The organism is Saliphagus infecundisoli (genome assembly GCF_020177375.1).
Lineage (GTDB): Archaea > Halobacteriota > Halobacteria > Halobacteriales > Natrialbaceae > Saliphagus > Saliphagus infecundisoli.
In genome coordinates this window covers 94,385-120,350 of sequence record NZ_JAIWHV010000008.1, presented here as the reverse complement: position 1 = coordinate 120,350, position 25,966 = coordinate 94,385, and the positions used below count along the sequence as shown (strand labels likewise).

Sequence of the window (25,966 nt, the reverse complement as noted above, 5' to 3'; positions counted from 1 at the left end):
CGCTCACTCCTCGACCGACTCGAGGGCTTCCTCGAGTAGCTCCCGGAGTTCGCGGGCTTCCCCGACGGTGAGTTCGACGTCGGCGTGGCCCGTGCCGTGGTCGCCGGCCATCGTGTCGACCGTCAGCCCGATCCTGCCCTCGACCGTCCCGACCGAGAGGTCGGCCCGGTCGGGATAGTCCCGTGGGCGGCCGATCGAGCGTTCGGTTTCGCCGCGGGTGACGCCGACGCCGACGCGCTCGGGATGGTCTACGTCGATCGAGCCGATCGTCCCCGTCTCGGAGTCGTCGGTCATGGCCGCCCCTTCTCCTGCCGGGGCCTTAGGCAGTGTGCCTCGCTCCCGCGGCACGAACGCCCTTTTGGGAGTTCGCCGACGAGCCGGTCGAAACGGGGACTTCGCGGTCGCCATTTGTACCGATCCCACCTATCCCTACAACGGGATCGACGCCGGCCGCACGGCGACACACATGCAACTGGTCGCCCGGGAGGTGGGTTGGCTCGTGTCTGTACACCACCGGCGAGGACGCCGTCGACGTGCTCGCGGTGCCCGGAGAGTACGAACTGACGGCCGTCCTCGGCTTCGGCTACCTCACACGGGAGCTCGAGGGCCGAAAGGAGCGCGAGCCCCTCGAGTCGATCGCGTTCGACGGGCGGTTCGGCGAAGAGTTGGACCTGTAGCGCCGGGACGGGGGAGGTTCGTGTCGTCATCCCGTCGGGCAGGCAGCGCGACCGGACGCCGGTCGTCGCGTCCGCCGGCCGTTCTCGAAGATCGGAAGTTCGATCGGTCGGGCCGTTACGATACTGGTGTCTCGTGGCCCGTTCGGCTCCGATCGGGAGTGATTACTCTCCGAGGGTACGCCAATCACAATCCTTATGCGGCCGCCGCGTGCTCACTGAACATGGTAGTCGACCGCATCATTACCGGTGGGACGTTGGTCACGGCCGAGGGATCCGCGTCGGGAGCCATTGCCATCGACGACGGACGCATCGTCGCCGTCGGGGACGCAGAAAACCTCCCCGACGCCGAGGAGACCGTCGACGCGACCGGCCAGTTCGTCATTCCAGGCGCGGTCGACGTCCACGTCCACGTCGACGACATGTTCTCGGTTGATAGCTACGAGACGGCGACGGGCGCCGCCGCCGCCGGCGGAACGACCACGTACATCGACTTCGCGTGGCAGGCCTGGGACGGCGACCTGAGCCTCTGGGACGAGCCGGGAACGCTCCTCGAGGGCGTCGAGCGAAAGCGCGAGAAGGGCGCCGATGCCCTCGTCGACTACGGGCTCCACGGCGCGATCACCCGCGAGGACCCGGCGGTGTTCGACGAACTCGCGGACGTGATCGATGCAGGCGTCACCTCGTTCAAGATGTTCACGACCTACGAACACGGTCTCTCGAACGGCTTCATGCGCCGGGCGATGGAGCACATCGCCGAGGAGGGCGCCGTCGGCGTCTTCCACACCGAGGACGACTCCGTCGTCGAGGAACTCACCGCCCGGTTCAAGGAGGAAGGGAAGGGCGACCCCGAGTGGTATCCGAAGTCGCGGCCGGATTACGTCGAGGCGATGGCCGCCGACGACGCGGTCCGGATGGCCAAAGAAACGGGGCTCCAGTACTACGGCATCCACACCTCGAGTCGGGCGGCCGCCGACGTGATCGACTCCTACCGCGAGGACGGCAGTCAGATCAGAGCCGAGACCTGTACGCACTACTGTACGCTCGACGACAGCGTCTTCGAGGAGATGGGGAACCTCCCGATGATCGCGCCGCCGATCAGGAAACCCGACGACATCGAGGCGATGTTCGAGTACATCCGCTCGGGAACCCTCGACGTGGTCTCGACGGACCACTGTGGCTACCGTCTCGACCAGAAGGAGGTCGACAACTGGTGGGACAGCGCCTTCGGCGCGAACGCCCTCCAGGTCAGTTTGCCGGTGTTCTACGACGAGGCCGTCAACCGCCGCGGCCTCGATCCCGCGCTCGTCGTCGAAGTGATGTGTACGAACCCAGCACGGACGTTCGGTCTCGAAGGGAAGGGGACGCTCGAGCCCGGCACCGACGCCGACGTCGTCCTCTTCGACCCCGAGGAGACCTACACGATCGACCCCGCCGACAACCACTCCGTCTCGGAGTTCTCGATCTACGAGGGTCGCGAACTCCAGGGGAAGGTGACGAAGACGTTCGTCAGAGGCGAGTTGGTCGCAGCGGACGGCGAGATCGTCGGCGAATCCGGCCACGGCGAGTTCGTCTCCCGCGAGGTCCCCGAGTGGGGGCCGGCTGGCCACACGCGGACCGCCGAATAGTTGCCGGGTACCGAGAGCTGACCGTCTCAGGACGCCTTGTGGGCCGCGAAGACGTCGATGACCTCCTCGACGTTGTCGCCGAGCGAGTAGACGACCGGCTCCGTACAGCCCGCCTCGCAGTAGTCGCCGACGCGGGAGACGACGTCCTCGGGGGTGCCCGCTGCGACGACGTTCGTCACGATCTCGTCGTCGACGAGCCGCGATGCCCGCTCGATGTCCGCTTCGCTCGCCGGCCAGCTTCCGAGTTCCTCCTTGATCTCCTCGCCGCGTTCGGGGTCGATACCACAGGCCTTCCGGATGTGGGGCTGCTGGCCGATGTACTGGGTGACGAGGTGGCGAGCGTTGTCGACGGCGGTCTCGTAGTCCTCGTCCATCGAGACCGCGATGAGCTGTGGCCGGTCGACGTCCGCGAGGGTGCCGCCCTGTTTCTCGACGCCCCGCTCGAGGCGCTCGACGCCTTCCTCGTTGTGCTCCGGGGGAATGAGGTAGTTCATGAACACCCCGCCACAGATCCCGAGGCCGACGAGTTCGCCCGTGAGTTCGTGCATCGTCGGTCCGGTCGCGCCGACGTAGATCGGGACGTCGCGGGCGTCGGCGTTCGAGCGCACCAGGTCGAGTTCGATGTCGGAGACCGAGAGCGTCTCGCCCTCGTAGGTGACGTTCTCGAGGTCGAGCAGGCGCTTGACGACGGTGCAGTACTCCCACATCCGCCGGAGGGGTTTCTCCCTCTCGATCCCGACGTTGCTCGCGAGCGGGTCCCACCACGCGCCGATCCCGAGTTTCATCCGCCCTCCGGAAAGCTCGTCGAGCGTCGAGAACGTCTGGGCCATCAGAGCGACGTTTCTGGTGTAGCAGTTCGTCACGCCCGGCGCGATGTCGATCTCGTCGGTGACCTGGGTGTAGGCGCCCATCACGGTCATCGCGTCGCGCACGAGCCGGGACTCGCCCTGCCAGACGGAGTCCAGACCCTGCTCCTCTGCGTACTGGGCATAGTGGAGTTCCTCCTCGATGTCGGGACGCTCCCAGTTCCAGATCCCGACGCGGTCGAACGTCGTCATCGGTCCTCCGTCGCGAGCTCGTAGGCCGCGTTGACGTAGGTGGTGACGGCGGCGTGGCAGTCCTCCCAGCTCGTGTATTCGGACTCGCTGTGGCTCTTGCCGTTCTCGCTGACCGCGAACACCATCCCGGTGTCCATGTGTTCGGTCATGTGGGTCGCGTCGTGGCCCGCGCCGCTGAAGATCCGTCTGGCGTCGTAGCCCGCGTCGTCGGCCGCACCCGCGACCGCCTCGACACACTGATCGGCGAACTCGACGGCGGGCGCACGCATCCGTTCCTCCCACTCCCAGTCGACGCCCTCGCGCTCGGCGGCGGCCTCCGCCTCGGCGAGCACCCGCTGGTAGGCCTCCTCGACGATCTCGTCGTCGGGGTCCCGAAAGCCCCACGTGAACGTGACCTCGCCGGGGATGATGTTGATCGAGTTCGGCTTCGCGTCGATGTAGCCCGTCGAGCCGACGGTCCGCTCGCCGAGCGTGCCCGGAATCCGCCGGATCTGGGTGATGACGTCGGCGGCGGCGACTAACGCGTCGCTTCGATACTCCATCGGCGTCGGCCCCGTGTGGTCTGCCTCGCCGTGGTACGTGATCGCGCCCCAGGTGAAGCCGACGATCCCGGTGACGACGCCGACGTCGTGGTCGCCCTCCTCCAGATACGGTCCCTGCTCGATGTGGAGTTCGAGATACGCCTCGTACTCCTCGGTCGGTTCCGCGGGAACGTCGCCCTTGTAGCCGATGCGCTCGAGTTCGTCCTCGAACCTGTTGCCGTCCTCGTCGGTCTGGTCGTACTGTTCGTCGATGTCGTGGACGCCTGCCCAGACGCCGCTTCCCTGCATCGCGGGCTGGTAGCGCGAGCCCTCCTCGTTGGTCCAGTTGACGACCTCCACGGGGTGGGCGGTCTCGATGCCCTCCTCCTCGAGCCCGCGGACGAACTCGAGTGCGGCGACGACGCCGAGCGCGCCGTCGTAGATCCCGCCGTAGGGCTGGGAGTCCAGATGCGAGCCCAGGAGGACGGTATCGAGGTCCTCGGTGCCCTCGCGCCGACCGAACATATTCCCGAACGCGTCGACCCGAACGTCGAGACCCAACTCCTCCATCTCCTCGCGGAGCCAGTCTCTGATCCGCTCGTCGTCGTCCGACAGCGTCAGTCGGTGGAGACCGCCGTCGTCGGTGGCGCCGATCTCGGCCTGTTCTTCCATCGTCTCGATGAGGCGCTCCTCGTCGACCTCGAGTCGCATGACCGTACGACGGACACCAGTGTCTTAAGTTTTGTCCAGAGTGTAGAACTGATTGGCCCGTTATTCACACTACATCGAACGATGTCCGATGAAACGCCCGTATTTACCGTTTATTTCCAGTCGATTATCCAGCGGGATCGCGCGGTGACCCCCTCGGCCGAACAGGGGACGGTCAGTCGAGGTGTCCGGCGAGGCGTTCGTGACACCGCTTCGGATGGGCGGGGTAGACCGTCACCGACTTCCCGCCCTCGACGCGGATCTCGAGCTCGTAGCGCTTGCGGTAGGTCCGATAGAGGCTCAGTGCCCCGACGACGGCGAACCCGATCCCCACAAGGGTGTTGCCCGTCATCGAGACGTAGCCGCCGACGCCGACGAGCAGGAGGCTCATCACCACCAGGTCCCACTCGACGACTCGAAGCGTGATCCGCGTGACGTCCTCCCCGCGGAGTTTGATCCGATCGTCGCGGGCGACGTAGAGGGCGTCCTCGTCGTACCCGAGCCATCCCCCCGTCCGCAGCGACGTCTTCGTGATCGAGGTTCCGGCGTCGCCCCCCGAACTCGGCGGCGATCCGGCCGCTGTCGTCGCCTCGCGGGCGTGGGCCATCAGTCGTCACCCACGGTCCTGTCGGCGGAGCCGTCGTCCGAGAGGTACCGTTCGTGGAACGGCTCGAAGGCGGTCTCGTCCTCGGTGATCTCCTCCCAGGCGGTGAGGCCGCGTTCCTCTTTGGTCCCGGGGATCGTGTTGTCGAGGACGAACGCCGCGATGCCGCCGACGGCGATCTCGGTTCCCAGCACGATCGAGATGGTGCTCGCGACCTCGGGGATGCCGAGAACGGACCCCAACACCGGAACGCCCGCGAGCCCGGCCTCGAAGGAGACGTCGGAAGCCTGGACGTTCGCGACGTACTGGGGAATCGAGAGGCCGGCGAACAGCCCGAAGCCGACGACGAACACGTTCCGGTTTTGGTTCATGTCGACGTGCTGGAGCTGTGAGAGGCCGACGCCGACGATCTGGGCGAACATCGCGAGGAACAGTCCGCCGACGATCGGGTCGGGGATCGTCGTCACGAACGCCCCGAAGTAGCCCACGTAGCCGACGATGATCATGACGACGGCACCGATCTGGACGACGTAGCGCGAGGCCACGCCCGTAATTCCGATCGCGCCGACGTTCTCGGTATACGAGGTCGAGCCGTTGCCGGTACCCATGATCCCGGCGAAGACGTTGCCGATCCCCTCCATCCCGAGGCCGTGGTTGATCCGCTTCTTGTTCGGAGCACCCTCTCCGGCCATCCGGGCGACCGAGTGGTAGTCGCCGAAGCTCTCGATCGCCGAGGCGAGCATGCCGGCGAGCATCCCGACGATGAACGATCCGGTGAACAGCGGCATCCCCCACTGGAAGGGGACGATCCCGCGGACCGGGGGTGCCGACGCCACCGGACTCAGGTCGACGACGTTCGCGATGCCGGCCACCGAAACCACGACCGCGATCAGGTAGGCGGCCCCAAGTCCGAGGAGCACGGGAAACAGCTTGAACACCTTCGAGCGCGCGTTGAGGTACTGGGAGAACAACACGATCAACGCGAGGGTCAGCCCCGCGAGATACCAGTTCTGGGTCGCGGAGGTGATCTGTCCGACGCTGAGCAGCGCCAGCCCGATGAGACTGATCACGACCGCGATCACGATCGGCCCCATGTACTTCTTCAGGCGGCCGAAGAGCCCGAAGTAGCCGATGGCGACCTCGACGAGCCCGGCGACGATGATCGCCCCCTGGAGCTCGCGCATCATCACCGTCGACGAAGCGTCGCTGGTCGCGAGTACGCCGATGATGGCGATCGCCGGCCCGAGCATCGAGAACGTCCCGCCCTGGACGATCGGATACCGGTTTCCGACCGTGGTCTGTGCGAGCGTGGCGACCCCCGAGACCACGAAGAAGGTCCCGACGAGCTGTGCGGTCTGGGCGGCGTCGAACCCGAGCGACCCCGAGAGCACAAGCGGGATCGCGATCGTCGAGCCGACCATCGTCATCCAGTGTTGGACGCCGAGCAGGATCGACTGCCCCAGCGGTGGCTTGTCGTCGACCCCGTACAGCACCATGCTCTCGTCGTCGGCCGACCCGGCGGGTGCATCGCCGCCCTCAGCCATGGGCGGGCCCCGATCGGTCGGATGAAACGTCAGTCAGTCGGTGTGCGAACATTACGCTGTGAACAACGTCGGGAGACTGACTTAGATGTTCGGGTTGTTTTCGACATTCCGAAATCTATACGAAGATTGTTTCGATGTTCGGCCCGTTTTTTGGAACGTAGTTGGATCTATGCACACCGGGGCGGCGCGAGCGTCCGGTATCGGATTCCGGGCGGACTCCTACCGGGGCGCGGACGCGGAACCTCGCTGTCGGCGACGAGCGCGGACCCGTGCCCACCGCTTACGAGTCGATACCCGCCTCGGCGTACTGTTTCCCGTCGGTGAACGCCGGGATCACCTCCCGCCCGTAGGTCTCGACGTGTCTGGCCTCCTCGCCCGACATGAGATAGACGTTGAACTGATCGACGCCCCGATCCTCGAGCTCTTCGAGCTTCGCGACGTGCTCCTCGGGCGTACCGAGGACACAGAAGCGGTCGATCATCGGGTCGGGGATCCACTCTAAATGATCCGCGTCCTGTTCTGCGTGTTCGGTGTAGTCGTAGCCGCCCTCGGCGCCCTCGCCTTTCCGGCCCTCGATGTAGTTCGTCAGCTCCTCGGGGAGCTGGTCGCCCTTGTGGTGGGTGTCGACGAGGTCGGCGACGTGGTTGCCGACCATCGCGAGGAACCACCGGAGCCTGTCGCGGGCCTCCTCTTCGTCCTCGCTGAGCCAGACCGGCGCACACGACATCACCCTGATCTCGTCGGGGTCCCGGCCGTGTTTGCGCGCGCCCTCGCGGATCTGGTCGACGAACCAGCCCACGAGATAGGGATCGGAGATCTGGAGGATCACGCCGTCGGCGATCCTGCCCGCGAGCTCGAGCATCTTCGGGCCGTAGGCGGCCACCCAGGTCACGAGCTCGGTGTCGGTCCACGTGAGTTCGATCTCCCGGCCGGTGTCAGGGTGCTCGATCGCCTCGCCACGGTGGAGCTCGCGGATGTAGTCCACCTGCTCCTCGAACTCGTGCCAGGGCACGGGCTCCTCGCCGAGCATCCGGAGCGAGCTGTCGCCGCGGCCGATGCCCAGCTCCGCGCGGCCGCCCGAGAGCTGGTTCAGTCCCGCAAAGGAGCTCGCGGTCACCGAGACGTCCCGTACTTTGGGATTGGTGACGAGCGTCCCCGTCTTCATCCGGTCGGTGTTCTCCAGCAGCTGTGTCATCTGTGGGTAGGGATCCTTCCAGAGGACGTGCGAGTCGTAGAACCAGCCGTAGTCGAACCCCGCGTCCTCCGCGAGCCCCGCGAGCGCCACCGTCCGCTCGGGCGAGATATCTCCTTTGAACGTGATCGCGAACTCCTCGAGTGGCATACGACCACACGACTCGTCCGTTCCCAATATGTCTATCGGTTCCGCTAATTGATGGTCGAACGTTCACTGTTCTTCGGAATAACTCGAATTAATTCGATAGTCGCCGCTCGAACCGACGTCGGCCGGTCGGTGCTGGCGGGTCGAACGGGCCGTTCGGGCTCAGGCGTCGGGCCAGCGCTCGATGTAGACCATCTCGTCCGTGTAGAACCGGATCATGTCGTCGCCCTGGGCGTGGAGGTCCCCGAAGAAGGAATCCTTCCAGCCGCCGAAGTGGAAGAACGCCATCGGGGCGGCGGTGCCGGCGTTGACCCCCAGGTTACCGACGTCGGCCTCGTGGCGGACCTTCCGGGCATCCGCACCGCTCGCCGTAAACAGGCTCGCGGCGTTGCCGAAGTCGCTCCGGTTCAAGACGTCGATGGCCTCCTCGACGTCGGCGACCGGCAGGAGGCCGAGCACCGGGCCGAACGTCTCCTCGCGCGCGAGGGTCATCTCGGGGTCGAGGTCGCCGAAGACGGTCGGGCCGAGGAAGTTGCCGTCGGGACGCTCCTCGACCTCGACGTCGCGGCCGTCGACGAGGAGTTCGGCCCCCTCGTCGACGCCCGTCGCGATCATGTCGCGGACGTTCGACTCGTGGTCGGCGCTGATCAGCGCGCCGATGTCAGTGTCCTCGTCGAGTCCGTCGCCGACCGTCTGGTTCTTCGCTACGTCCACGACCCGCTGGGCGAACTCGTCGTAGACCGATTCGTCGACGACGACGACGTCGTTCGCGAGACACCGCTCGCCCGCACACGCACACGCCGAGGAGACCGTCTTCTCGGCGGCAAAGTCGAGATCGGCGCTCTCGGTCACGATGACGTGGTTCTTCGCTCCACCTTGAGCCTGGACGCGCTTGCCGCTTTTGGCCGCCCGCTCGTAGATGGTGCGTGCGACGGGCGTCGAGCCGACGAAGGAAGCCCCCTCGATCCCCTCGTGGTCGAGCAGGGCGTTGACGGTGTCGACGCCGCCGTTGACGAGCTGAACCACGCCGTCCGGGAACCCGGCTTCCTCCATGAGCTCGAACAGTCGCTGGGCCACCACGGGGTCCTGTTCGCTGGGTTTGAGGACGAAGGAGTTGCCCGTCGCGACGGCGTAAGGAAGGAACCACAGCGGGATCATTCCGGGGAAGTTGAAGGGGGTGATCGCCGCGAACACGCCCAGCGGTTTCCGGACCGCGGTCTCGTCGATCTCGGGAGCGGCGTTGGGAAGGTGGCCCGCCTGCATCATCGAGGGGATCCCGCAGGCGACCTCGACGTTCTCGATCCCGCGCCGGAGTTCGCCCCTGGCCTCGGCGAGCGTCTTGCCGTGCTCCTGGACGAGAACCCGCGCGAGGTCGTCGTGGTGTTCCTCGAGGAGCTCCTTGAGCGCGAACAGCGGCTGGATCCGCTCCTCGACGGGTGTCTTCCGCCACTCCTCGAACGCCGCCTGTCCGGCCCGGACGGCCTCGTCGACCTCCTCGTCGGAGCTGAAGCCGACGTAGGAGATCGTCTCGCCGGTCGTCGGGTTGACGACGTCGAGCCCCTCCTCGGAGGGCGCGCGCCAGTCGCCGTCGATGTAGTTCCGTACGTCGTCCCACGGCGGGGTCGTATCGAGTTGCATGCGATACCCGTGCATGCGTGCTCTCGGCCTTAAGTCTTTGCGACGAAATTCATCTAAACGTCCGAATCGTCGACTTCTGTTCCGTTATTCCGCTGGCGGTCGTCCTTCGTCCGCCACTTCCGGATTTGAGCCAAAGACTAATCAGAGAGTGCTGAGTAGGGGGGACGTATGAGCGACCAGGAATCAGCCACGGAGGGCGCCAACGAGGTAGAGCGGACCGACCGCGAGCACGTCTTCGGCACGTGGTCCTATCAGAAGGAAGTCGATCCCACGCAGGTCGTCGACGCCAGCGGCGTCAGGTTCACGACTGCCGACGGGGAGGAGTACATCGACCTCTCGGGCCAGCTCATGTGCTCGAACCTGGGCCACTCCGCAGATCGGGTCGCCGACCGGGTCGCCGAACAGATCCGGGACGTCCCCTTCGTCTCGCCGGGGTACACCACCGAGGCGCGGTCGGAACTGGGGCGCGAACTCGCCGAGATCACGCCGGGCGATCTCACGAAGACGTTCTTCTCGACCAGCGGCACCGAGGCCGTCGAGGCCGCGGTCAAGATCGCACGATTCTACACGGGCAAACAGAAGATCATCTCGCGCTATCGCTCCTACCACGGCGCGACCCACGGGTCGATCAGCGTCACCGGCGACCCCCGGCGGCTGATGGCCGAGCCGGGGGTGCCGGGAACGATCAAGGCCCCCGATCCCTACGCCTACGGCTCGACGCTCGACCCCATGGAGAGCCTCGAGTACATCGACGAGATGCTCACCCTCGAGGGCGATACGGTCGCCGCGGTGGTCGTCGAGCCGATCGTTGGCTCGAACGGCATTCTGGTGCCGCCGGACGAGTACTTGCCCCGACTCAAGGAGATCGCCCACGACCACGGCGCGCTCCTGATCTGTGACGAGGTGATGAGCGGGTTCGGGCGCACGGGCGAGTGGTTCGGCTGTGACGTCTTCGGGGTCACCCCCGACATCATGACGATGGCGAAGGGACTCACGGGAGCCTACCAGCCCCTGGGCGCGACGATCGTCACCCCCGAGATCGCCGACCACTTCGAGGAGGAGATGTTCTGTCACGGCCACACCTACTCGGGCCACCCGGTCGCGGTCGCGGCTGGCCTCGCGGCGATCGAGACCTACCGCGAGGAGAACCTGATCGAGCGGGCCGGCGAGATCGGTGCCTACCTCGGCGACCGACTCGACGAACTCGACGAGGCTCACCCGAGCGTGGGCGAGACGCGCGGGGTCGGCCTGTTCCGGGGGATCGAACTCACGAAACGCGCCGACGAGCGCGTCCCCTTCGGCGAACGCGAGGACAAGATCTCCCCCGGTACCACCGTCGTCGACGAGGTGGCCGCGACCGCGGGCGACCACGGCACCTACGTCGCGAACATGATCAACACGCTGATCCTCGCTCCGCCGCTTTCGATCACCGAGGACGACGTCGACGAGGCCGTCGAGGCCCTCGACGCAGGTCTCGACGTCTCCGACGACGCGATGGACGACTGAACGGGCCGATCGCCATCGGGGAGCGCCGACGGTGAGAGCCGAGTGGTTCATGGTCCGGTACCCTCGACTAGGGGCCATGAGCGATTCCCGTCGCACGGCCCCCGATCTCGACGAGACGGACCTCGCGCTGCTCGAGCAGGTTGAAGCCGACTTCGACGTCAATTTGGAGACGATCGCCGACGAGCTCGACCTCTCGAAGTCCGCGGTCCACTACCGGCTGAACAAGCTCAAAGAGGAGGGTGTCATCCAGGGGATCACGGCCGACGTCGATCCCCTGGCGCTCGGACTGGAACTGACCGCGATCACCGACGTCATGGTGGCCCACGAACGGGGGTACTCCGAGGACATCGGCGAGAACCTGCTCGCGCTCTCCGGCGTCGAGCAGGTCTACTACACCATGGGCGACGTCGATTTCGTCGCCGTGAGCCGCGTCCAGACGCGCGATCAGTTGAATGACCTCATCGACCGGATCGTCGCGATCGACGGCGTCAACGAGACGTCCTCGAAGTTCGTCCTCGGGGAGTTCGAGAACGACCGTGCGGTGTCGTCGAACCTCACTTCAGAGGCGAGGGAGGCGGTGCTCGACGGGGACGGGTCGTCGTAGTCGGCCCGTCGAGTGCGACCGCTCGAGTCCTCTCGGCGTCCGCTGATCGAGCGGCGCCGTCTCAGTCCTCGTCGGTCCCGCCCGTCCTGATGTCCGCCGACAGCCCCTGGGCCATCTCGATCTCCTTCGAGTTGTTGAGCGTCCAGGCGGTCCGTTCCGTTACTGCTTCGATCGCCTCCCGGGCGCTCGGATAGCCGTTGCCCGAGTTCTTGACGCCGCCGAAGGGAAGCTGGACCTCCGCGCCGATACAGGGGAGGTTGCCGTATGAGAGGCCGACCTCGGCGTAGTCCCGGAAGTGGTTGATCTGGCGGTAGTCCTCGCTAATGATCGCGCCCGCCAGCCCGTAGGGCGTGTCGTTGTGGATCTCGACGGCCCGCTCGATGTCCCCCTCGTACTCGACCAGGGCGACGTGGGGACCGAAACACTCCTCTTTGAGACATCGAAGTTCGGGATCGTAGCCGATCTCGTAGACGAACGGACCGACCCAGTGGCCCTCCTCCCGATCGGCGTCGCCGGCGAGGTCCTCGCCCTCCAGGTCGAACCGATCGACCAGTACCTCTGCACCTTCCTCGCGGGCGACCTCGTTGTGCCGACCGATCTTCTCGACGTGGTCGGCCTCGATCGCGGGGCCCATGAACGACTCCTCAGTAAGGGGATCGCCGACGGTGACGTCGGCGGCGAGATCCACGAACCGTTCTTTGAACTCGTCGTAGACGTCGGTGTGAACGATCAGGCGCTCGCTCGAAACGCAGCGCTGGCCGGTCGTCTTGAAGCTGGACATGATCGCCGAGTGGACGGCGATATCGAGGTCGGCCTTTTCGGTAATGACGATCCCGTTTTTGCCGCCCATCTCGCAGGCCGCGAGCTTGCCGGGTTCGCCGCCGACCGAACTCGCGATCTCCTGGCCGACCTCCGCCGAGCCGGTAAAGAGGACGGTATCGACGCGGTCGTCCTCGACGATCGACGCGCCGGCGTCGCCGAAGCCCTGGACCATGTTGAACACGCCGTCGGGAATCCCGCTCTCCTCGAACATCTCGGCGATGATCTGACCGCACCAGGGGGTCTGCTCGGCGGGCTTCCAGACGACGGTGTTGCCCTCGACCAGCGAGATCGCCATGTGCCAGAAGGGGATCGCGACCGGGAAGTTCCAGGGGGTGATACAGCCGACGACGCCCCGGGGCTTGCGGCGCATGTAGGCGTCCTTGGCACCGACCTCGCTGGGGACGACATCGCCGTGGGGGTGGCGGGCGTTGCCAGCCGCCCACTCGACCATGTGCCAGGCCTCGGCGACGTCGGCTTTCCCCTCCGAGAGTTCCTTCCCGCACTCCTTGGTAACGATCTCGCCGAGTTCGTCGTGGCGGTCCCGGAGCTCGTGGTAGATCTCCCAGAGGTACTCCGCGCGGTCGATGTACGACAGCCGGCGCCACTCCGCGAAGGCGTCGTCGGCGGCCGAAAGCGCCCGGTCGACCTCGCTCTCGTCGCCTCTGGCGAACGTCGCCAGCGTCTCACCGGTCGCCGGATTCCTGCTCTCGAAGCTCTCGCCGTCGCCCTCGACCCACTCGCCGTCGACGTAGTGGCCGTAACCCTGATCGCTCATTACTGGCAATACTCGCCGGGCGCCGTGAAAAAGCCTGCTATGCGCCGGAGGTTACTCGCCGAGGTCGGCGACCTTCTCGAGTTCGCTGCGGAGCCGCGTCGAGTCGAACTCGTGGTCGGGGCGCAGCCGGACGAAATCGAGGAACTCCCGGGCGGCGAGTAAGTCCTCGGACCCGTAGGTCCCGTAGGCGACCGCGACCGCCTCCCGGGCGCCCAGTCGGGGCTCGAGCACCGCGAGGGCACACGCGAGGTCGTAGGCCCGCGTCTCTCTGGCCCGGCCCGCCTGGAGGCGGGTCGCGTCGATGAAGTAGATCTCGTCGTCGCGGATCAGGACGTTCTCCGCGCGGAGATCGCCGTGGGCGAGGCCGTGGTCGTGGAGCGCGGCGAGCATCGAAAAGAGGTCGGGCGCGCGCTCGCGGACCTCGTCGTCGGGAAGGTCATCGAACGTCTCGAAGGCGGGGAGGTACTCGAGGACGAGGACCCCGAGCCCGTTGACCTCGAAGGCGTCGACGGGCCGGGGCGCGTTGAGTCCGATCTCGCGCATCCGCTCGGTGGCCTCGTGCTCGTGTTCGACCATCTGGAGTGGGGTGTCGAACCGGTCGAAGAAGCCCTCCGTCCCCGACGAGAAGGCGCCGACGTTCCGCCCCGTAGTGAGCAGGCCGTGGACGAGGGCGTTCTGGCGGGAGACGATCTTGACGAACCACTCCTCGTCGATCACCAGCGGCGTCGAGAGCCAGTTGTCGCTCTCTACGAACTCGACGCGGACCTCCTCGCGGCCGTAGCGCTCGGCGAGAGTTCGGACCACCCGCTCGATCCGGCCCCACTCGACGGTGCCCCGGGCGAGCTGGCGGAGGTCCATGTGTAGACGCCTAGCAACCACGCGGTAAATGTGTCCCGGACTGGACGAGCGGACAGTCTGCCGGATGGCTGGTGAACTTCTGGGGCATTGATCCCGACGGCACCACGACGGCAACCCGCCAGCGACAGGACGGTGCGTTTATTCCCCTCGTCGGTAACGAACGACCATGGACTTCGACGTGCCCGACGAACACCGGATGATCCGGGAGACCGTCCGGGAGTTCTGTGAGGCCGAGATCGCCCCGATCGCCCAGGAGATCGAGGACGACCACCGCTACCCCGAGGAGGTCTTCGACCAGCTCGCCGACCTCGACGTGATGGGCGTCCCGGTAAGCGAGGAGTTCGGGGGGTTGGGCGGCGACCAGCTCATGTACGCCGTCATCACCGAGGAACTCGGCCGGGTATCGGGCTCGATCGGGCTCTCCTACGCCGCCCACGTCTCGCTGGCCTCGAAACCGATCGAGCTCTTCGGGACGCGAGAGCAGAAAGAGGAGTGGCTCCGGCCGCTCGCCGAGGGCGAGTACGTGGGCGGCTGGGCGCTGACCGAACCCGAGAGCGGGTCCGACGCCTCGAACATGTCCACGACTGCCCGACAGGAGGGCGACGAGTGGGTGCTGAATGGTACAAAGCAGTTCATCACGAACGCCTCCGAGGCCGGATCGATACTGGTGAAGGCCGTCACGGACCCCGAGGCGGGCTACGATGGGATCTCGACGTTCATCGTCGATCCCGACGACGACGGCTTCGAGGTCACGACGATCTGGGAGAAGATGGGGCTTAACGCCTCGCCGACCTGTGAGATCCAGCTCGACGGGGTCCGGCTCCCCGAGAACCGACTGCTCGGCGAAGAGGGTGAGGGCTGGGAGCAGACCAAGCGAACTCTCGACGGCGGGCGGATCTCGATCGCGGCGCTCTCGACGGGGCTCGCCCAGGGTGCCTACGAGGCCGCCCGCGACTACAGCACCGAGCGCGAGCAGTTCGGCCAGCCGATCTCGGAGTTCGACGCCGTCCGGGACATGGTCGTGGACATGCATCGAAAGACCGAGCGCGCGCGCCTCTTGACCCATCGGGCGGCCTGGCGCTACGACCAGGGCGACCCCGTTACTCGCGAGTCAGCGCTGGCGAAACTCGACGCCAGCGAGGCGGCCCGCGAGGTCGCAGAGGACGCCGTCCAGGTCCTGGGTGGGTACGGCTACACCACCGACTTCGCGCCCCAGCGGTTCTACCGCGACGCGAAGCTGATGGAGATCGGCGAGGGAACCAGCGAGATCCAGCACCTCGTCATCGGGCGGGAACTCGGGCTCTAACTACCGCCGTAGCCGATCCACGAACGAGGAAACCGCCGCGGCCGGGGAGAGCGGTCGTCCCGTCTCCCGGCGACGGCGGTGTTCGCGGGCGATCCGCAGGGAGAGGGCGTAGCCCGCGGCCGCGAGGACGAGGGCGATCACGAGGTTGCCCAGCACGAGAAGCTGGACGGCGGTCACCGCGGCGTCGGCGAGCGGCCGGTCGAAGACGGCGACCGGTTCGGTGCCGAAGGCGAGGGCACCGAGCTGGTAGCTGGCGACGTAAACCACCGGCTTGACCAGGGGGTTGAGGACGACTGCGGAGGCGAAGATGGCGGTCTTGCTGACCCACTCGAGGTAATAGGCGAGAACGACGAACAGTCCGAGGCCGAGCCCGCCGGTTGGCATCGCGGTGATGAAGGTTCCGAGGGCGAAGCTCGCGGCGATCTCCCGGTCGGTGTGTTCTTCCTCCAGGGCGGCCGTGAACGCTCTCCGGACGCGGTCGCGGTAGACGGAGAGCCGTTCGAGGAGCATTGACGACGCTCTCCGGGATTCCCCGCCGGAACAAAAGGCTGTCGCCCGGTCGCTACGCGCCGGGGAAGGTACCGGACTCCTCGTAGGCGTCTACAACCCGCTGGACGGCGACGACGTAGGCCGCGGTCCGGAAGTCCTCGGCGCCGTGGTTCTCGTAGGCGTCGGTCAGGGCGTCGAAGGCGTCGACGACCATCGTCTCGAGCTCGTCGTTGACACGCTCTTCGGACCAGTGGAAACGTTGGCGGTTCTGGACCCACTCGAAGTAGGAGACGGTGACGCCGCCCGAGTTCGCGAGGATGTCGGGAACGACCGTCACCTCGCTCTCGGCAAGGACGTCGTCGGCCCGCGGCGTCAGCGGCCCGTTGGCGGCCTCGACGATCAGGTCGGCCTCCACGTCCTCGGCGAGGTCGCCGTCGATGGCGTTCTCCAGGGCCGCGGGGATCAGGACGTCGACGTCGGCCGTGAGGAGTTCCTCGTTGGTGAGTTCGCTGTCGGCGTCGGGGTAGCCGACGACGCTGCCGGTTTCCTCCTTGTGGGACTTGACGGCCCGCGGGTCGAGGCGGTCGTCGCTTCGGATCCCGCCGCTGGAGTCCGAGACGGCGACCACGCGCGCGCCCCGTTCGTCGGCCAGTCGGGCGGCGATCGAGCCCGCGTTGCCGTAACCCTGGACGGCGACCGTCGCGCCCTCGATCTCCCGGCCGAGGTACTCCAGGGCCTCGTGTGCGGCGATCACCGTCGAGCGGCCGGTCGCCTCGACGCGGCCCTCGCTGCCGCCACTCGAGAGCGACTTCCCGGTGACGACTCCCGGCGCCGTCGTGTTCTCGAGGGTCTCGTAGGTGTCCTTGATCCAGTTCATCTCCCGTTGGCCCGTGTTGACGTCGGGTGCGGGCACGTCCCGGTCCTCGCCGATCAGCGGGCGGAGTTCGGCCGCGAACGCGCGCGTGACGCGCTCGAGTTCGGTCTCGCTGTACTCCGCGGGGTCGATCGCGATCCCACCCTTCCCCCCGCCGTAGGGGATGTCCACGATCGCACACTTGTAGACCATCCACCCCGAGAGGGCCTTGACCTCCTCGCGGCTGACGTGTGGGTGATAGCGGATGCCCCCCTTGTAGGGGCCGCGGTCGCCGTTGAACTGCGAGCGGAAGGCCTTGAACCGCTCCAGGGTACCGTCGTCGCGCTCTACGGTCAGGTTCGTCTCGAGGACCCGCTCGGGGTGTTTGAGCCGCTCGACGACGTCGTCGGCGACGTCCATGTGGGCCGCGGCCTCGTCGATCTGGGACTGGAGGCTCTCGAAGGGGTTCACGTCGGCAGACATGCCTAGTGGATTCGGCGAACGTGGGATAAGTGTGGCGAACATCACCGTAAATCATGGGGTTCGTGCCCGAACGGCATATAATCGCCCTAAAGGAGTGGACGGGCGTGGGCCGGAGTCACTCCGCGCTCGCCAGCTCGAGGATCCGCTCGGCGCGGGAGAGAAGCGGCGCGTCGATCATCTCGCCGTCGGCCTCGAACACCCCTCCCTTGGCCTCCCGTTCGGCCGCGAGGACGCGCTCGGCCCACTCGATTTCCTCGGGGTCGGGCCGGAAGGCGTCGTGGATCGGCTCGATCTGGTCGGGGTGGATCGCGAGCTTTCCGTCGTAGCCCAGCCGGCGGGCCCGTGCCGTCTCCGTGCGAAGCCCCTCGCTGTCCCCGAACTCCGTGAAGACGGTGTCGATCGCGTCCCGGTCGTAGGCGGCGGCGGCGAGCACGACCCGCTGGCGGGCATAGAGGACCTCCGTCCCCTCTCGGCTCCGGGAGGCCCCGAGGTCGGCCGCGAGGTCCTCGGCGCCGAAGATCAGCGCCTCCGTCCGGTCGTGGGCGGCGATCTCGTGGGCGGAAAGCACTCCCCGGGCGCTCTCGATCAGCGCGAACACGCCCGCCGCCGAGTCGCGGTTCGTCAGGAGCGCCGCGACCGCCTCGACGTCCTCGGCCGCCGCGACCTTCGGGAGGACGAGCGTGTCGAGGCGTGCGTTCGGACCGAGGACCGCGTCGAGATCCTCGGCCGCCCGCCCGGACTCGACGCGGACGCAGACCTCGCTTTCGGCATCTGCGGCGTCGGCCAGCAGGTCGCCCACCGCCTCGCGCGCGGCGGTCTTTCCGTCGGGCGAGACCGCGTCCTCCAGGTCGAAGATCACGGCGTCGGCCCCCGACTCGAGGGCCGTTCGCATCATCTCGGGACGGTCGCCGGGGGTAAAGAGCAGGCTTCGTCGGGCCATACCCCCACTGCTCTCCGGGGCACCGTCAATCGTGGGGCCAGCGGCGAGCGTTTTTGGGGGTCGTGGTGCTACACCGGATATGGCCGGACGCTACTTCGAGGAGTTCACCGTCGGCGAGACGATCGACCACGAGAAACGCCGAACGGTAAGCGAGGGCGACAACCAGCGGTTCTGTGACATGACGATGAACCAGCAGCCCCTGCACCTGGATCGGGAGTTCGCCGCCGACACCGAGTTCGGCGAGCGGGTCGTCAACGGCCTCTACACGATGAGCCTGGCCGTCGGGCTCTCGATCCCCGAGACCACCGACGGGACGATCGTCGCGAACCTCTCGTACGACGGCGTCGAACACCCAAACCCCGTGTTCCACGGCGACACGATCCACGCGCGCTCGACGGTCACCGACAAGCGCGAGACCAGCGACGGCGAGCGCGGGGTCGTCACGATGCGCGTCGAGGCGTTCAACGGCGACGACGAACTGGTCTGTGGGTTCGAGCGAACCGTCCTCTCGCTGAAACGCGCGGTCGCCGAGCGCGAGTGACCTACGGCCACGCTTCACACACCCGCGACAACGCTTTTGTGCGACCGTCCGTCGGACGTTCTATGGATCTGTTCCCCGAGACGATCGAGACCGACCGACTGCGCCTCGAGGCCGCCGGCCCCGAGACGGTCGACGTCCTCGAGTTCTACGAGATCTGTTCGTCGGACCCGGGGATAGACGAGGTCACCGAGTACGTCACCTGGGAGCCCCACAGTACGCCAAAGGAGACCGTCGACTTTCTGGAGCGCGTCGCCGAGGGCCGCGAGGAGGACGAGCGGGCGTCCTACATGGTCTACCCCCGCGAGGGCGAGGAGGGCACCGGCGAGATCGCCGGGATGGCCGGCTTCGGCGTCGACTGGGATCGGCGGACGATGACGCTCGGCACCTGGCTCCGGAAACGGTTCTGGGGCCGGGGGTACTCCGGCGAGCGCGCCGCCGCGTTCATGGCGGTGGCGTTCGACCGCCTCGACCTCGACTGCGTGGCGGTCACCGCGGACGCGGACAACGACCGCTCGAACCGCGCCATCGAGAAGTACGTCGAGGCCCACGGTGGCCGCCGCGAGGGACTGGTACGGAACTTCGTCGTCATCGACGGCGAGCCCGAAGACTGCCACCGCTACACCGTCTCCCGCGAGGAGTGGGAGGCCAGCGAGTCGGAGGTCGCGGTGCGGACTGAGGGGTAGGAGCTACTCGGCGTCCGTCTCCCCCGAGCGCGCCTCGAGGTATCCCCCTTCCCACTCGTGGCGGGCCCGGAGCCGCTCGTAGCCCGCCTCGGTCAGCGAGTAGTAGTTCGTCCGCCCGTCGAGTTCCCCCTTCTCGACGAACCCCGCCTCGACGAGTTCGTCCAGGTTCGAGTAGAGCCGGCCGTGGAGCACCGACCGATCCTGGGACTGTTCGACCTCGCGCATGATCTCGCTTCCGCTCGGCGTGTCCATCCCACAGAGGACGAACAACAAATCTCGCTGGAAGCCGGTCAACTCGGCCAACATGGTTCCCCGTTCGAGGCTCCCTGCATAAATACATTCCCTATCGTATGGAATTTATGTGGGGGCTAACCGGCGGAACGGAGTCTCCCGGTTCCCTCCCGGAGATCCTTCCCGCGGGGTTCGGGCGTCGTTCCCTCGCTGCCGACACCGTCGCCGTTCCCGGGCACGACGGACGAAGCGGGCGTTTAGCGCCAGTATAATAACCCACGGACCCCGTACTTGGGCCAACGACCGCTACGCCGGCGATCGGCGGGAAGCGGACTCCGACCCACGATGAACGGGACCGACGGAGAGGACGGATCGAGCCACGACCGGGAGCGACCGGACCCCGGGGACGCTTCGCGCCCGCCCTGGGAGGAGGTTCGGGACCTCGACCTCCAGTCGGGGCTCGTCGCCGCCGGAATCGGCGTCTTCGTCCTCGGTACGATCCTCACGGTCGGCGGCCCGCTCGTAGTGGACGCCCTCGTCGGCTCCGACGACGACCCGGCGGGGAGTGGCCCGGAACTCGAGGGCGGGGAGCCGGCAACGGCCACCGACGATGGGGGTGGCGCGAACGGGGCCGACGCGGGGAGCGACGGCTCCCCGGAGACCGCGGATGACGGAGAGGAGTCGGGCAACGCCGACTCCGAGGGGACTGGGGAGGGGACGGGAGGCGACACGCCGACCGACGAGGGCGAGAGCCAGGACGACGAACCCGGAGACGACGGAGCCGACCGGCCCGCGGACGGTCGGTCGGCCGACGGCGCTGACGGGGAGGGCGACGGGAGCGAGGCGAACGACGAGGACGCAGGTGCGGACGACGCGACCGACAGCAGCGACGACGAGTCGTTCGGCGACGAGGACGGCGACGGGACCCCGGCGAGCGATCCCTCAAGCGACGGCGAGGACGGTGACGGCGAGGCAGGCGACGGCGGAACGGACGACAGCGGAGCGGACGACGACCTCGGGTCCCTGTTCGACGACGCGGACGACGGCGAAGCGGACGACGAGGACGGACCCACGGCCGGCGACGGGGCCGGTCCCGGAAGCCAGGGGAACGGAGCGGGCGACGGTCGAAACGAGAACGACGGGGGACCGGCCGACGGGAGCGATGACGGCGGCGATGGCCTCTCGAGTGACGGGGACGATGATAACGACTCCGGCGATGGCGACATCGGGATCGAGTTCTGAGCCCCGAGGCCGCCATGTCGTAAGGTTGATGGATCGGAGGGGGGTTTCCAGGGACATGTTCGACAAACTCGGGGCCGTCGGGATCGCCGGGCTGGCGCTCGTCCTCGTCGGGATCGCGCTCGTTGCCTACGCGAACCTGATCGTCGCGGCGGGGATCGCGCTCGCCATCGCGGGGCTGGGCCTCGTCGTGAAGGGACTGCTCAACTCGCTGCTTGGAGCCTGGGGAATGCAGTAAGCAGGTCAGCTTAATTGCAAGGCGGAGCCCCCTTCTGCTCACGGCTTCGCCGTTCGCATGGTCTGGGGGACGGAGTCCCGCGCTATCCTCAACGAGCGCCGGAAGTGCGACGCTCTGTCGCACGGAGGCGCGAGTAGGGAGGGGAGGAGCCGATCGCGGACTACCGAACCCACACGACAGTGGCAGGCCGACTCCCGGACGTTTACGTACCGTTGGGTTTTATCTGAGGTATGAAAGTGCGTCGAACTGCCGTCGTGAAACTCGCCGTTTCCGACGAGCACCGCGACGCTTTCCACCGAACTGCCACACAGTATCTGCACTGTGCGAATCGAACCGCCGCGTTCTGTTGGTTGGATACCTCGTTCACCGAGTGCAAGACCAACAAACGGGAGGTTCGGGACGCATTGTACGCCGACCTCCGCGAGGAGACGGACTTGCAGGCACAACTCGTCCAAGCCGCCATTCGTCGCGGCGTCGAAGCCGTCAAGGGCGTTGTCGAACGCTGGAAGAACGGGCGGCGCGTCTCCCGTCCCACGTTCACTGCCGAGACCATCGACTACGACACGCGAAGCGCGACGTTCTCCCGCAACAAAGCGTCGCTTGCAACGGTCGATGGTCGCATCGAACTTCCGTTCGTGTTGCCGTCGGACAGCCCGACGCCCTACGAACGGTACGTTCTCTCCGAGGACTACGAGTTCCGCGAGAGTACGCTCAGGTACGACGCGGTAACCGACGAGTTTTACCTGCACCTCTCGACTCGGCGGTGCGAATCGGACGGCAACCATGTCGAGGTTTCGGCAGATACCGAGCACCAGACGGTCCTCGGTATCGACCTCGGCGTCACTAGTCTCGCTGTCGCTTCGACCGGCACGTTCTGGCAGGGCGACGACTACGATCACTGGTCTGGCGAGTTCGAGAAGCGGCGTGGGAAGCTGCAACAGCGCGGGACACAAGCCGCACACAACGCGCTTCTTCGGCTCGGAAAGCGCGAAGAAGCGTGGTGAAAACAGTACATTCACACCGTCGCAAACGAGATCGTCACCGAAGCCGCTGAGAACGGGTGCGACGTAATCGCGTTCGAGAAGTTGGACGGCATCCGCGAGCGGTTGCCGTTTGCGGAGTGGCACCACGTCTGGGCGTTCCGCCGGCTGGTCGAGTACAAGGCACCCGAACGCGGCGTCTCCGTCGAACAGGTTGCACCGAACCACACGTCCCACCGCTGTTCTCGGATGGACTGTGGGTTCACGCACGAGCACAACCGCGACGGCGAGCACTTTCACTGCCAGAAATGCGGCTACGAGGTCAACGCGGACTACAATGGCGCGAAAAACATCGGGCTACGCTATGCCCGGAAGCGAACACACAGACTCCGTTCCTCGCCCACGTCGGGGGACGGAGACGTCTTGGAAAGCGGAGCTTTCCAATGGTCAGAAAATCTCCGATTTCCTTCGACACCAGTAGACGTGCGTGTGAATGGTGGGACAATGAACGGCGAGAGTTACAGGCCTATTGCCGGGGACTGATAGGGATCAGCAGAGATATTCATAGATTCTCGGTGAGCTGAGGGTCGGAAGTGTACTCGTGAGATACGCTTTCAGCTCTGGAAGCGTTCGATAGAGTTTGTTGGCACGTCCCTCGTTCAATTGACGCCAGCACTGTTCGAGTGGATTCATTTCCGGTGCATACGGTGGGAGATATTCAAGAAGCAGGCCCGCTTTCGCGGCCTGCTTCTTGAGGTACTTCGCGATGAAATACGGCGCGTTGTCTAGGACGATCACCAACTTCTCTCCGAACTCTTCTTGGAGTGCTCGGAGAAAGTGCGCGGCTACTTTTCCAGTGAACGAGCCGTCGACGAATGAGATGAAGTGGTCACCGTCGTCGGTGACCGCGCCTAACAGATTAACCGAGGCTCGACCGCCCGAGACCGGCAGTCTCGGGCGGGAGTTCACCGGAAACCATGCGCGTTTTTGCGTGGTCTTGATCACCTGGGTGTGCTGATCGATGACGACGATTCGGCGGCCTTTTGCCTTCAGCGTCGGCCACTTTTTTTGAACTCCTCACGCCAGCGCCGTTGTTCAGCGGGATCTGCTTTGTAGTGATGCGGGCGGGCTGTCTGGTAAGACAGGCCCGCCCGCTTCATCACACGATACATGTGCGCCAGCGAGTACTCGACGTCGAACGTCTCAGCGACGTACTCACGGACGAGAGCTGGTGTCCACGTCGGTTGATCGTAGCCTGCTTCCGACGGCGACGCCGCCAGCGTCGCCGTCAGTTCTGTCCACTGGTCGTCGGTGAGGCGGGCGGGTTGGCCGGGACGAGGGAGGTCGCCGAGCGCGGTTGGGTCGCGCTTGGCGACAGTGTCGAGCCAATCGTAGACTGTTTGTTCGGGGAATCCGAGCAGCTGTTCGATCTCTGCCGGTGACTTTCCCTGTCGATACAGCAGAGCACTCGTGAGGCGTTTGACCGCTTTCGCATCCGTCTCCGTGCGCAGTTGCTGGCGCAACTGCTCCTCATCGACACCATCCAACTTCCCGCCCCACGTCGTCATGAGTCTCTCTACGCGTCCAAGAGATATGAACTAGTCAGCCGATCCCTATGAGTGCCGGGAGTCCACATCAAAACCCCACCCTCAAGGACCGAGGCGCGGAGCGCCGAGGGAGTAGGGTGGGGTAGTTTACGCCTCGTTGTCGCCCGCGCGGTGTTCGCTGATGAGCCGATCGACCATCGAGGCCTTCCGTGCTTTCTCCCTGTCCTCGGCCCGATCGCGCCACTCCTCGATCGCCGCCTCGACTTCCTCCTCGCGGGCGACGGCGAGTTCGTCGACCTCCTGCATCGCGACGTCGTCGGCGGGGGCGACCGGCACCTCCCGGTCGAAGAGGATGGCGTCGGCTATCTCCGAGAGCCCGCCCTCCTTCAGCACGATTCGGGGATCGAACTCCGCGAGGAGTTCGGCGGTCGAGCGCCCGGCGCCACTGGCGTCCCGTAGGTAGACCACGTCGTCGGAGGCGATGCCGTACGCCTCGTCCGCGGCCCGGATCGCCTCGTTGGTGAACTTCTCGACGACCTTCACCGGGACGAGGCCCGCACGCTCCTCGGAGACGTCCGCGAAGTTCGAGTGATCGAGCTTCCAGAGTTCCTTCATCCGCTCGACCTTCCGTTCCAACGCCTCGACCTCCTCGCGGGCCTCGTCGCGTTCGTCCTCGACGGCGTTCACTCTGCGCTCGAGGCGGGTCACCTCCCGGTTTCTCCGGACCTCGCGGCGCTCCTCGCTGCGGCTCTCCGCGAGTTTTCCCTCGAGTTCCTCGATGCGCTCGTCGCGCTGCTGGAGCCGGTTCTGGAGGCGGTCGACGTGGGAGTCGAGTCGATCGACTTGGGCTTCGAGGTCCTTGATCCGTCGTTCCTCCTCGGTGAGTTCCCGGGGCTCGTGGTCCGTGGCCTCGTCCTCGGCCTCCTCGTCGTCGTCGTCGAGATCCCGGAGGACGGCTTCGACGCTCTCGCCGCCGGCGACGACGCGGGCGGTGACCGCCCCGCGGTCGAGGCCGGGCGGGACCTTGCGCGCGATCCGCTCGAACTGGTCCGCGTGGTCGTCTACGGCGAACAGCGCCGCGGCCATCGCGTCGCGCTGGTGGTCGTTCTCGTAGGCCTCATCGCGCGTCCGGTGTTGTTTCTCGTCGATCGGGAGGTCGCTGTCGGGCGTCCAGGCCGCAGCGTCGAAGCTCCGGCGGATCTTCTCGACGGTCTCGGGCATCGGCGTCACGTCGGCGGCGACGACGACCGGCCGGCCCCGCTCGACGATCCACTCGATGACGTCGGCGTGGTCGCCGGTCCGCGAGCTCCGGACGTCGAGGACTTCCCCCGAGAGCGAGACGATGGCGACCGCGGTCGTCGTCCCGGGGTCGATCCCGACGAGGACGTGGTCGCGGCGTTTCGCGAGCGGGCGAAACTCGATGCCGTCCCGGCGGACGCGTTCGATCTCGACCCTGACGTCGCCCGAGCGGTGGGCCGAGACCGGGATCTCCTCCGGGCGGGCCTCGACGGAGAAGACGGCGTTCGAGTAGCCGCCGTACTTCTCGGTGATATCGACCTCGTACTCCAGGTTTGCTCCTTCGAGATCGGATTCGACCTCCCGGGCCCGTTTCCTGACCGAGCCGTGGATCCGGCGGGTGTAGCGGTCCTCGCTCCAGCCGCCCCCGCCCGTCGAGCGCCCGCGCGAGACCTTCACCTCCGTCCGGTCGGTGAACGCCGAGACCTCGTAGCCGACGTTGTGGGCGGCCAGGCGGGCCGCCGCCTCGGCTTCCGCCATCGGCTCCTTGGCGTAGGGGACCCCGTGGCGCTTGGCGACCCGCGAGAGGGGTTCCGGGCGTTCGTCGCCGGTGACCTGGACGAGCTTCGTTCCCGCCGGGAGAGCGCCCAGGAAGTGGACCAGTCGGTCCTTGTCCTCGGCCAGCTCGTACATATTGTCGGTCGCAACGATCGCCGGCTCGCGCTCCTCGATCAGCCGGCGCAGCTTCCGGCCGGAGACGACGTCGCGCTCGACTCCCTCGCCGTCGTAGGCGACGAGCGCGTAGGAGGGCGAATCCCCACGGACGTCCCCGCTCTGGACGTCGACGCCGAAGACGGTGTCGTCGAGCGCACTCGTTCGCGTGCTCACGGAACGGGGTAGGGGCGAACGGGGTATAAATCC

Annotated in this window: 25 protein-coding genes and 1 pseudogene; 10 read left to right on the top strand and 16 right to left on the bottom strand. The window is 66.6% G+C overall.

Annotation, left to right across the window (positions count from 1 at the left end; genetic code table 11):
• Positions 1-3 precede the first annotated feature (3 nt).
• On the bottom strand, positions 4-294 hold the full coding sequence (locus LCF40_RS12145; protein WP_114578266.1) for a hypothetical protein: 291 nt from the start codon (positions 292-294) through the stop codon (positions 4-6).
• Between the two features lie 248 nt (positions 295-542).
• Between LCF40_RS12145 and LCF40_RS23225 the strand changes: the two genes are divergently transcribed.
• Both LCF40_RS23225 and LCF40_RS12140 read left to right on the top strand, forming a co-directional pair.
• Positions 543-677: a hypothetical protein gene (locus tag LCF40_RS23225; RefSeq protein WP_263623671.1), complete on the top strand. Its 135-nt coding sequence runs from the start codon at positions 543-545 to the stop codon at positions 675-677.
• Positions 678-898: 221 nt separating this feature from the next.
• Complete coding sequence (locus LCF40_RS12140) at positions 899-2,302, top strand: dihydroorotase (protein ID WP_224828650.1); 1,404 nt, start codon at positions 899-901, stop codon at positions 2,300-2,302.
• Positions 2,303-2,328: 26 nt separating this feature from the next.
• On the opposite strand, the gene LCF40_RS12135 is transcribed toward LCF40_RS12140, so the two are convergent.
• The 6 genes from LCF40_RS12135 to LCF40_RS12110 form a co-directional block, all read right to left on the bottom strand.
• Entirely contained in the window at positions 2,329-3,360 is a 1,032-nt protein-coding gene (locus tag LCF40_RS12135) for an LLM class flavin-dependent oxidoreductase (protein ID WP_114578264.1), read from the bottom strand.
• The gene (locus LCF40_RS12130; protein ID WP_114578263.1) at positions 3,357-4,592 is read right to left on the bottom strand and encodes a Zn-dependent hydrolase; all 1,236 of its coding nucleotides are present in this window, start codon (positions 4,590-4,592) and stop codon (positions 3,357-3,359) included. Before LCF40_RS12130 ends, LCF40_RS12135 begins: the two co-directional genes overlap by 4 nt.
• A gap of 172 nt (positions 4,593-4,764) precedes the next feature.
• Positions 4,765-5,196, bottom strand: a complete 432-nt coding sequence (locus LCF40_RS12125) for a hypothetical protein (protein WP_114578262.1) — start codon at positions 5,194-5,196, stop codon at positions 4,765-4,767.
• Positions 5,196-6,737 (bottom strand): uracil-xanthine permease family protein, encoded by a 1,542-nt coding sequence (locus tag LCF40_RS12120; RefSeq protein ID WP_198667943.1) that lies wholly within the window; start codon positions 6,735-6,737, stop codon positions 5,196-5,198. The genes LCF40_RS12125 and LCF40_RS12120 overlap by 1 nt, the downstream gene beginning before the upstream one ends.
• A 280-nt stretch (positions 6,738-7,017) precedes the next feature.
• Positions 7,018-8,079 carry a TIGR03842 family LLM class F420-dependent oxidoreductase gene (locus tag LCF40_RS12115; RefSeq protein ID WP_114578261.1) on the bottom strand — a complete coding sequence of 354 codons (1,062 nt, stop codon included), beginning with the start codon at positions 8,077-8,079 and terminating at the stop codon, positions 7,018-7,020.
• Between the two features lie 159 nt (positions 8,080-8,238).
• Positions 8,239-9,714 (bottom strand): CoA-acylating methylmalonate-semialdehyde dehydrogenase, encoded by a 1,476-nt coding sequence (locus LCF40_RS12110; protein ID WP_114578260.1) that lies wholly within the window; start codon positions 9,712-9,714, stop codon positions 8,239-8,241.
• A 168-nt stretch (positions 9,715-9,882) separates the two neighbouring features.
• On the opposite strand from LCF40_RS12110, the gene LCF40_RS12105 reads away from it, so the two are divergent.
• Both LCF40_RS12105 and LCF40_RS12100 read left to right on the top strand, forming a co-directional pair.
• The gene (locus tag LCF40_RS12105; RefSeq protein WP_114578259.1) at positions 9,883-11,220 is read left to right on the top strand and encodes an aminotransferase family protein; all 1,338 of its coding nucleotides are present in this window, start codon (positions 9,883-9,885) and stop codon (positions 11,218-11,220) included.
• Between the two features lie 76 nt (positions 11,221-11,296).
• Positions 11,297-11,824 carry an Lrp/AsnC family transcriptional regulator gene (locus tag LCF40_RS12100; protein WP_114578258.1) on the top strand — a complete coding sequence of 176 codons (528 nt, stop codon included), beginning with the start codon at positions 11,297-11,299 and terminating at the stop codon, positions 11,822-11,824.
• A 61-nt stretch (positions 11,825-11,885) separates the two neighbouring features.
• Here LCF40_RS12100 and LCF40_RS12095 read toward each other — a convergent pair whose 3' ends face one another.
• Positions 11,886-13,421, bottom strand: a complete 1,536-nt coding sequence (locus LCF40_RS12095; RefSeq protein WP_114578257.1) for an aldehyde dehydrogenase family protein — start codon at positions 13,419-13,421, stop codon at positions 11,886-11,888.
• A gap of 51 nt (positions 13,422-13,472) precedes the next feature.
• Complete coding sequence (locus tag LCF40_RS12090) at positions 13,473-14,279, bottom strand: phosphotransferase (protein WP_114578256.1); 807 nt, start codon at positions 14,277-14,279, stop codon at positions 13,473-13,475.
• Positions 14,280-14,445: 166 nt separating this feature from the next.
• Here LCF40_RS12090 and LCF40_RS12085 point away from each other — a divergent pair, with 166 nt between their 5' ends.
• The gene (locus LCF40_RS12085; RefSeq protein WP_114578255.1) at positions 14,446-15,585 is read left to right on the top strand and encodes an acyl-CoA dehydrogenase family protein; all 1,140 of its coding nucleotides are present in this window, start codon (positions 14,446-14,448) and stop codon (positions 15,583-15,585) included.
• Here LCF40_RS12085 and LCF40_RS12080 read toward each other — a convergent pair whose 3' ends face one another.
• The 3 genes from LCF40_RS12080 to LCF40_RS12070 all read right to left on the bottom strand — a co-directional run bounded on the left by LCF40_RS12080 (position 15,586) and on the right by LCF40_RS12070 (position 18,350).
• Complete coding sequence (locus tag LCF40_RS12080; RefSeq protein ID WP_114578254.1) at positions 15,586-16,095, bottom strand: DUF2062 domain-containing protein; 510 nt, start codon at positions 16,093-16,095, stop codon at positions 15,586-15,588.
• A 52-nt stretch (positions 16,096-16,147) separates the two neighbouring features.
• Entirely contained in the window at positions 16,148-17,410 is a 1,263-nt protein-coding gene (locus LCF40_RS12075; RefSeq protein WP_114578253.1) for a Glu/Leu/Phe/Val family dehydrogenase, read from the bottom strand.
• A gap of 115 nt (positions 17,411-17,525) precedes the next feature.
• The gene (locus tag LCF40_RS12070; protein ID WP_224828649.1) at positions 17,526-18,350 is read right to left on the bottom strand and encodes an HpcH/HpaI aldolase/citrate lyase family protein; all 825 of its coding nucleotides are present in this window, start codon (positions 18,348-18,350) and stop codon (positions 17,526-17,528) included.
• Positions 18,351-18,429: 79 nt separating this feature from the next.
• On the opposite strand from LCF40_RS12070, the gene LCF40_RS12065 reads away from it, so the two are divergent.
• The gene (locus tag LCF40_RS12065; RefSeq protein WP_224828648.1) at positions 18,430-18,891 is read left to right on the top strand and encodes a MaoC family dehydratase; all 462 of its coding nucleotides are present in this window, start codon (positions 18,430-18,432) and stop codon (positions 18,889-18,891) included.
• A 68-nt stretch (positions 18,892-18,959) separates the two neighbouring features.
• Entirely contained in the window at positions 18,960-19,574 is a 615-nt protein-coding gene (locus LCF40_RS12060; RefSeq protein ID WP_345777852.1) for a GNAT family N-acetyltransferase, read from the top strand.
• A 3-nt stretch (positions 19,575-19,577) separates the two neighbouring features.
• On the opposite strand, the gene LCF40_RS12055 is transcribed toward LCF40_RS12060, so the two are convergent.
• On the bottom strand, positions 19,578-19,877 hold the full coding sequence (locus tag LCF40_RS12055) for a PadR family transcriptional regulator (RefSeq protein ID WP_114578324.1): 300 nt from the start codon (positions 19,875-19,877) through the stop codon (positions 19,578-19,580).
• A 273-nt stretch (positions 19,878-20,150) separates the two neighbouring features.
• On the opposite strand from LCF40_RS12055, the gene LCF40_RS12050 reads away from it, so the two are divergent.
• From LCF40_RS12050 to LCF40_RS23220, 3 genes and pseudogenes are all read left to right on the top strand, one after another.
• Positions 20,151-21,047 (top strand): hypothetical protein, encoded by an 897-nt coding sequence (locus LCF40_RS12050; protein ID WP_224828646.1) that lies wholly within the window; start codon positions 20,151-20,153, stop codon positions 21,045-21,047.
• Positions 21,048-21,102: 55 nt separating this feature from the next.
• Positions 21,103-21,282 (top strand): DUF7470 family protein, encoded by a 180-nt coding sequence (locus LCF40_RS12045; RefSeq protein WP_114578249.1) that lies wholly within the window; start codon positions 21,103-21,105, stop codon positions 21,280-21,282.
• Between the two features lie 230 nt (positions 21,283-21,512).
• Positions 21,513-22,805, top strand: a pseudogene (locus tag LCF40_RS23220) (RNA-guided endonuclease InsQ/TnpB family protein).
• Between the two features lie 6 nt (positions 22,806-22,811).
• Here LCF40_RS23220 and LCF40_RS23215 read toward each other — a convergent pair.
• The 3 genes from LCF40_RS23215 to LCF40_RS12025 all read right to left on the bottom strand — a co-directional run bounded on the left by LCF40_RS23215 (position 22,812) and on the right by LCF40_RS12025 (position 25,933).
• On the bottom strand, positions 22,812-23,315 hold the full coding sequence (locus LCF40_RS23215) for an IS630 family transposase (protein ID WP_263623674.1): 504 nt from the start codon (positions 23,313-23,315) through the stop codon (positions 22,812-22,814).
• Positions 23,312-23,830 (bottom strand): IS630 family transposase, encoded by a 519-nt coding sequence (locus tag LCF40_RS23210; RefSeq protein WP_263623672.1) that lies wholly within the window; start codon positions 23,828-23,830, stop codon positions 23,312-23,314. The genes LCF40_RS23215 and LCF40_RS23210 overlap by 4 nt, the downstream gene beginning before the upstream one ends.
• Before the next feature lie 126 nt (positions 23,831-23,956).
• Positions 23,957-25,933 (bottom strand): DUF460 domain-containing protein, encoded by a 1,977-nt coding sequence (locus LCF40_RS12025; protein WP_224828644.1) that lies wholly within the window; start codon positions 25,931-25,933, stop codon positions 23,957-23,959.
• Positions 25,934-25,966: the final 33 nt, after the last annotated feature.

What these genes read in the sequence shown, in the direction of transcription:
- LCF40_RS12145 (WP_114578266.1), bottom strand. Translation starts at nt 294, where the DNA reads ATGACCGACGACTCCGAGACGGGGACGATCGGCTCGATCGACGTAGAC.
- LCF40_RS12140 (WP_224828650.1), top strand. Translation starts at nt 899, where the DNA reads ATGGTAGTCGACCGCATCATTACCGGTGGGACGTTGGTCACGGCCGAG.
- LCF40_RS12135 (WP_114578264.1), bottom strand. Translation starts at nt 3,360, where the DNA reads ATGACGACGTTCGACCGCGTCGGGATCTGGAACTGGGAGCGTCCCGAC.
- LCF40_RS12130 (WP_114578263.1), bottom strand. Translation starts at nt 4,592, where the DNA reads ATGCGACTCGAGGTCGACGAGGAGCGCCTCATCGAGACGATGGAAGAA.
- LCF40_RS12125 (WP_114578262.1), bottom strand. Translation starts at nt 5,196, where the DNA reads ATGGCCCACGCCCGCGAGGCGACGACAGCGGCCGGATCGCCGCCGAGT.
- LCF40_RS12120 (WP_198667943.1), bottom strand. Translation starts at nt 6,737, where the DNA reads ATGGCTGAGGGCGGCGATGCACCCGCCGGGTCGGCCGACGACGAGAGC.
- LCF40_RS12115 (WP_114578261.1), bottom strand. Translation starts at nt 8,079, where the DNA reads ATGCCACTCGAGGAGTTCGCGATCACGTTCAAAGGAGATATCTCGCCC.
- LCF40_RS12110 (WP_114578260.1), bottom strand. Translation starts at nt 9,714, where the DNA reads ATGCAACTCGATACGACCCCGCCGTGGGACGACGTACGGAACTACATC.
- LCF40_RS12105 (WP_114578259.1), top strand. Translation starts at nt 9,883, where the DNA reads ATGAGCGACCAGGAATCAGCCACGGAGGGCGCCAACGAGGTAGAGCGG.
- LCF40_RS12100 (WP_114578258.1), top strand. Translation starts at nt 11,297, where the DNA reads ATGAGCGATTCCCGTCGCACGGCCCCCGATCTCGACGAGACGGACCTC.
- LCF40_RS12095 (WP_114578257.1), bottom strand. Translation starts at nt 13,421, where the DNA reads ATGAGCGATCAGGGTTACGGCCACTACGTCGACGGCGAGTGGGTCGAG.
- LCF40_RS12090 (WP_114578256.1), bottom strand. Translation starts at nt 14,279, where the DNA reads ATGGACCTCCGCCAGCTCGCCCGGGGCACCGTCGAGTGGGGCCGGATC.
- LCF40_RS12085 (WP_114578255.1), top strand. Translation starts at nt 14,446, where the DNA reads ATGGACTTCGACGTGCCCGACGAACACCGGATGATCCGGGAGACCGTC.
- LCF40_RS12080 (WP_114578254.1), bottom strand. Translation starts at nt 16,095, where the DNA reads ATGCTCCTCGAACGGCTCTCCGTCTACCGCGACCGCGTCCGGAGAGCG.
- LCF40_RS12075 (WP_114578253.1), bottom strand. Translation starts at nt 17,410, where the DNA reads ATGTCTGCCGACGTGAACCCCTTCGAGAGCCTCCAGTCCCAGATCGAC.
- LCF40_RS12070 (WP_224828649.1), bottom strand. Translation starts at nt 18,350, where the DNA reads ATGGCCCGACGAAGCCTGCTCTTTACCCCCGGCGACCGTCCCGAGATG.
- LCF40_RS12065 (WP_224828648.1), top strand. Translation starts at nt 18,430, where the DNA reads ATGGCCGGACGCTACTTCGAGGAGTTCACCGTCGGCGAGACGATCGAC.
- LCF40_RS12050 (WP_224828646.1), top strand. Translation starts at nt 20,151, where the DNA reads ATGAACGGGACCGACGGAGAGGACGGATCGAGCCACGACCGGGAGCGA.
- LCF40_RS12045 (WP_114578249.1), top strand. Translation starts at nt 21,103, where the DNA reads ATGTTCGACAAACTCGGGGCCGTCGGGATCGCCGGGCTGGCGCTCGTC.
- LCF40_RS23210 (WP_263623672.1), bottom strand. Translation starts at nt 23,830, where the DNA reads ATGACGACGTGGGGCGGGAAGTTGGATGGTGTCGATGAGGAGCAGTTG.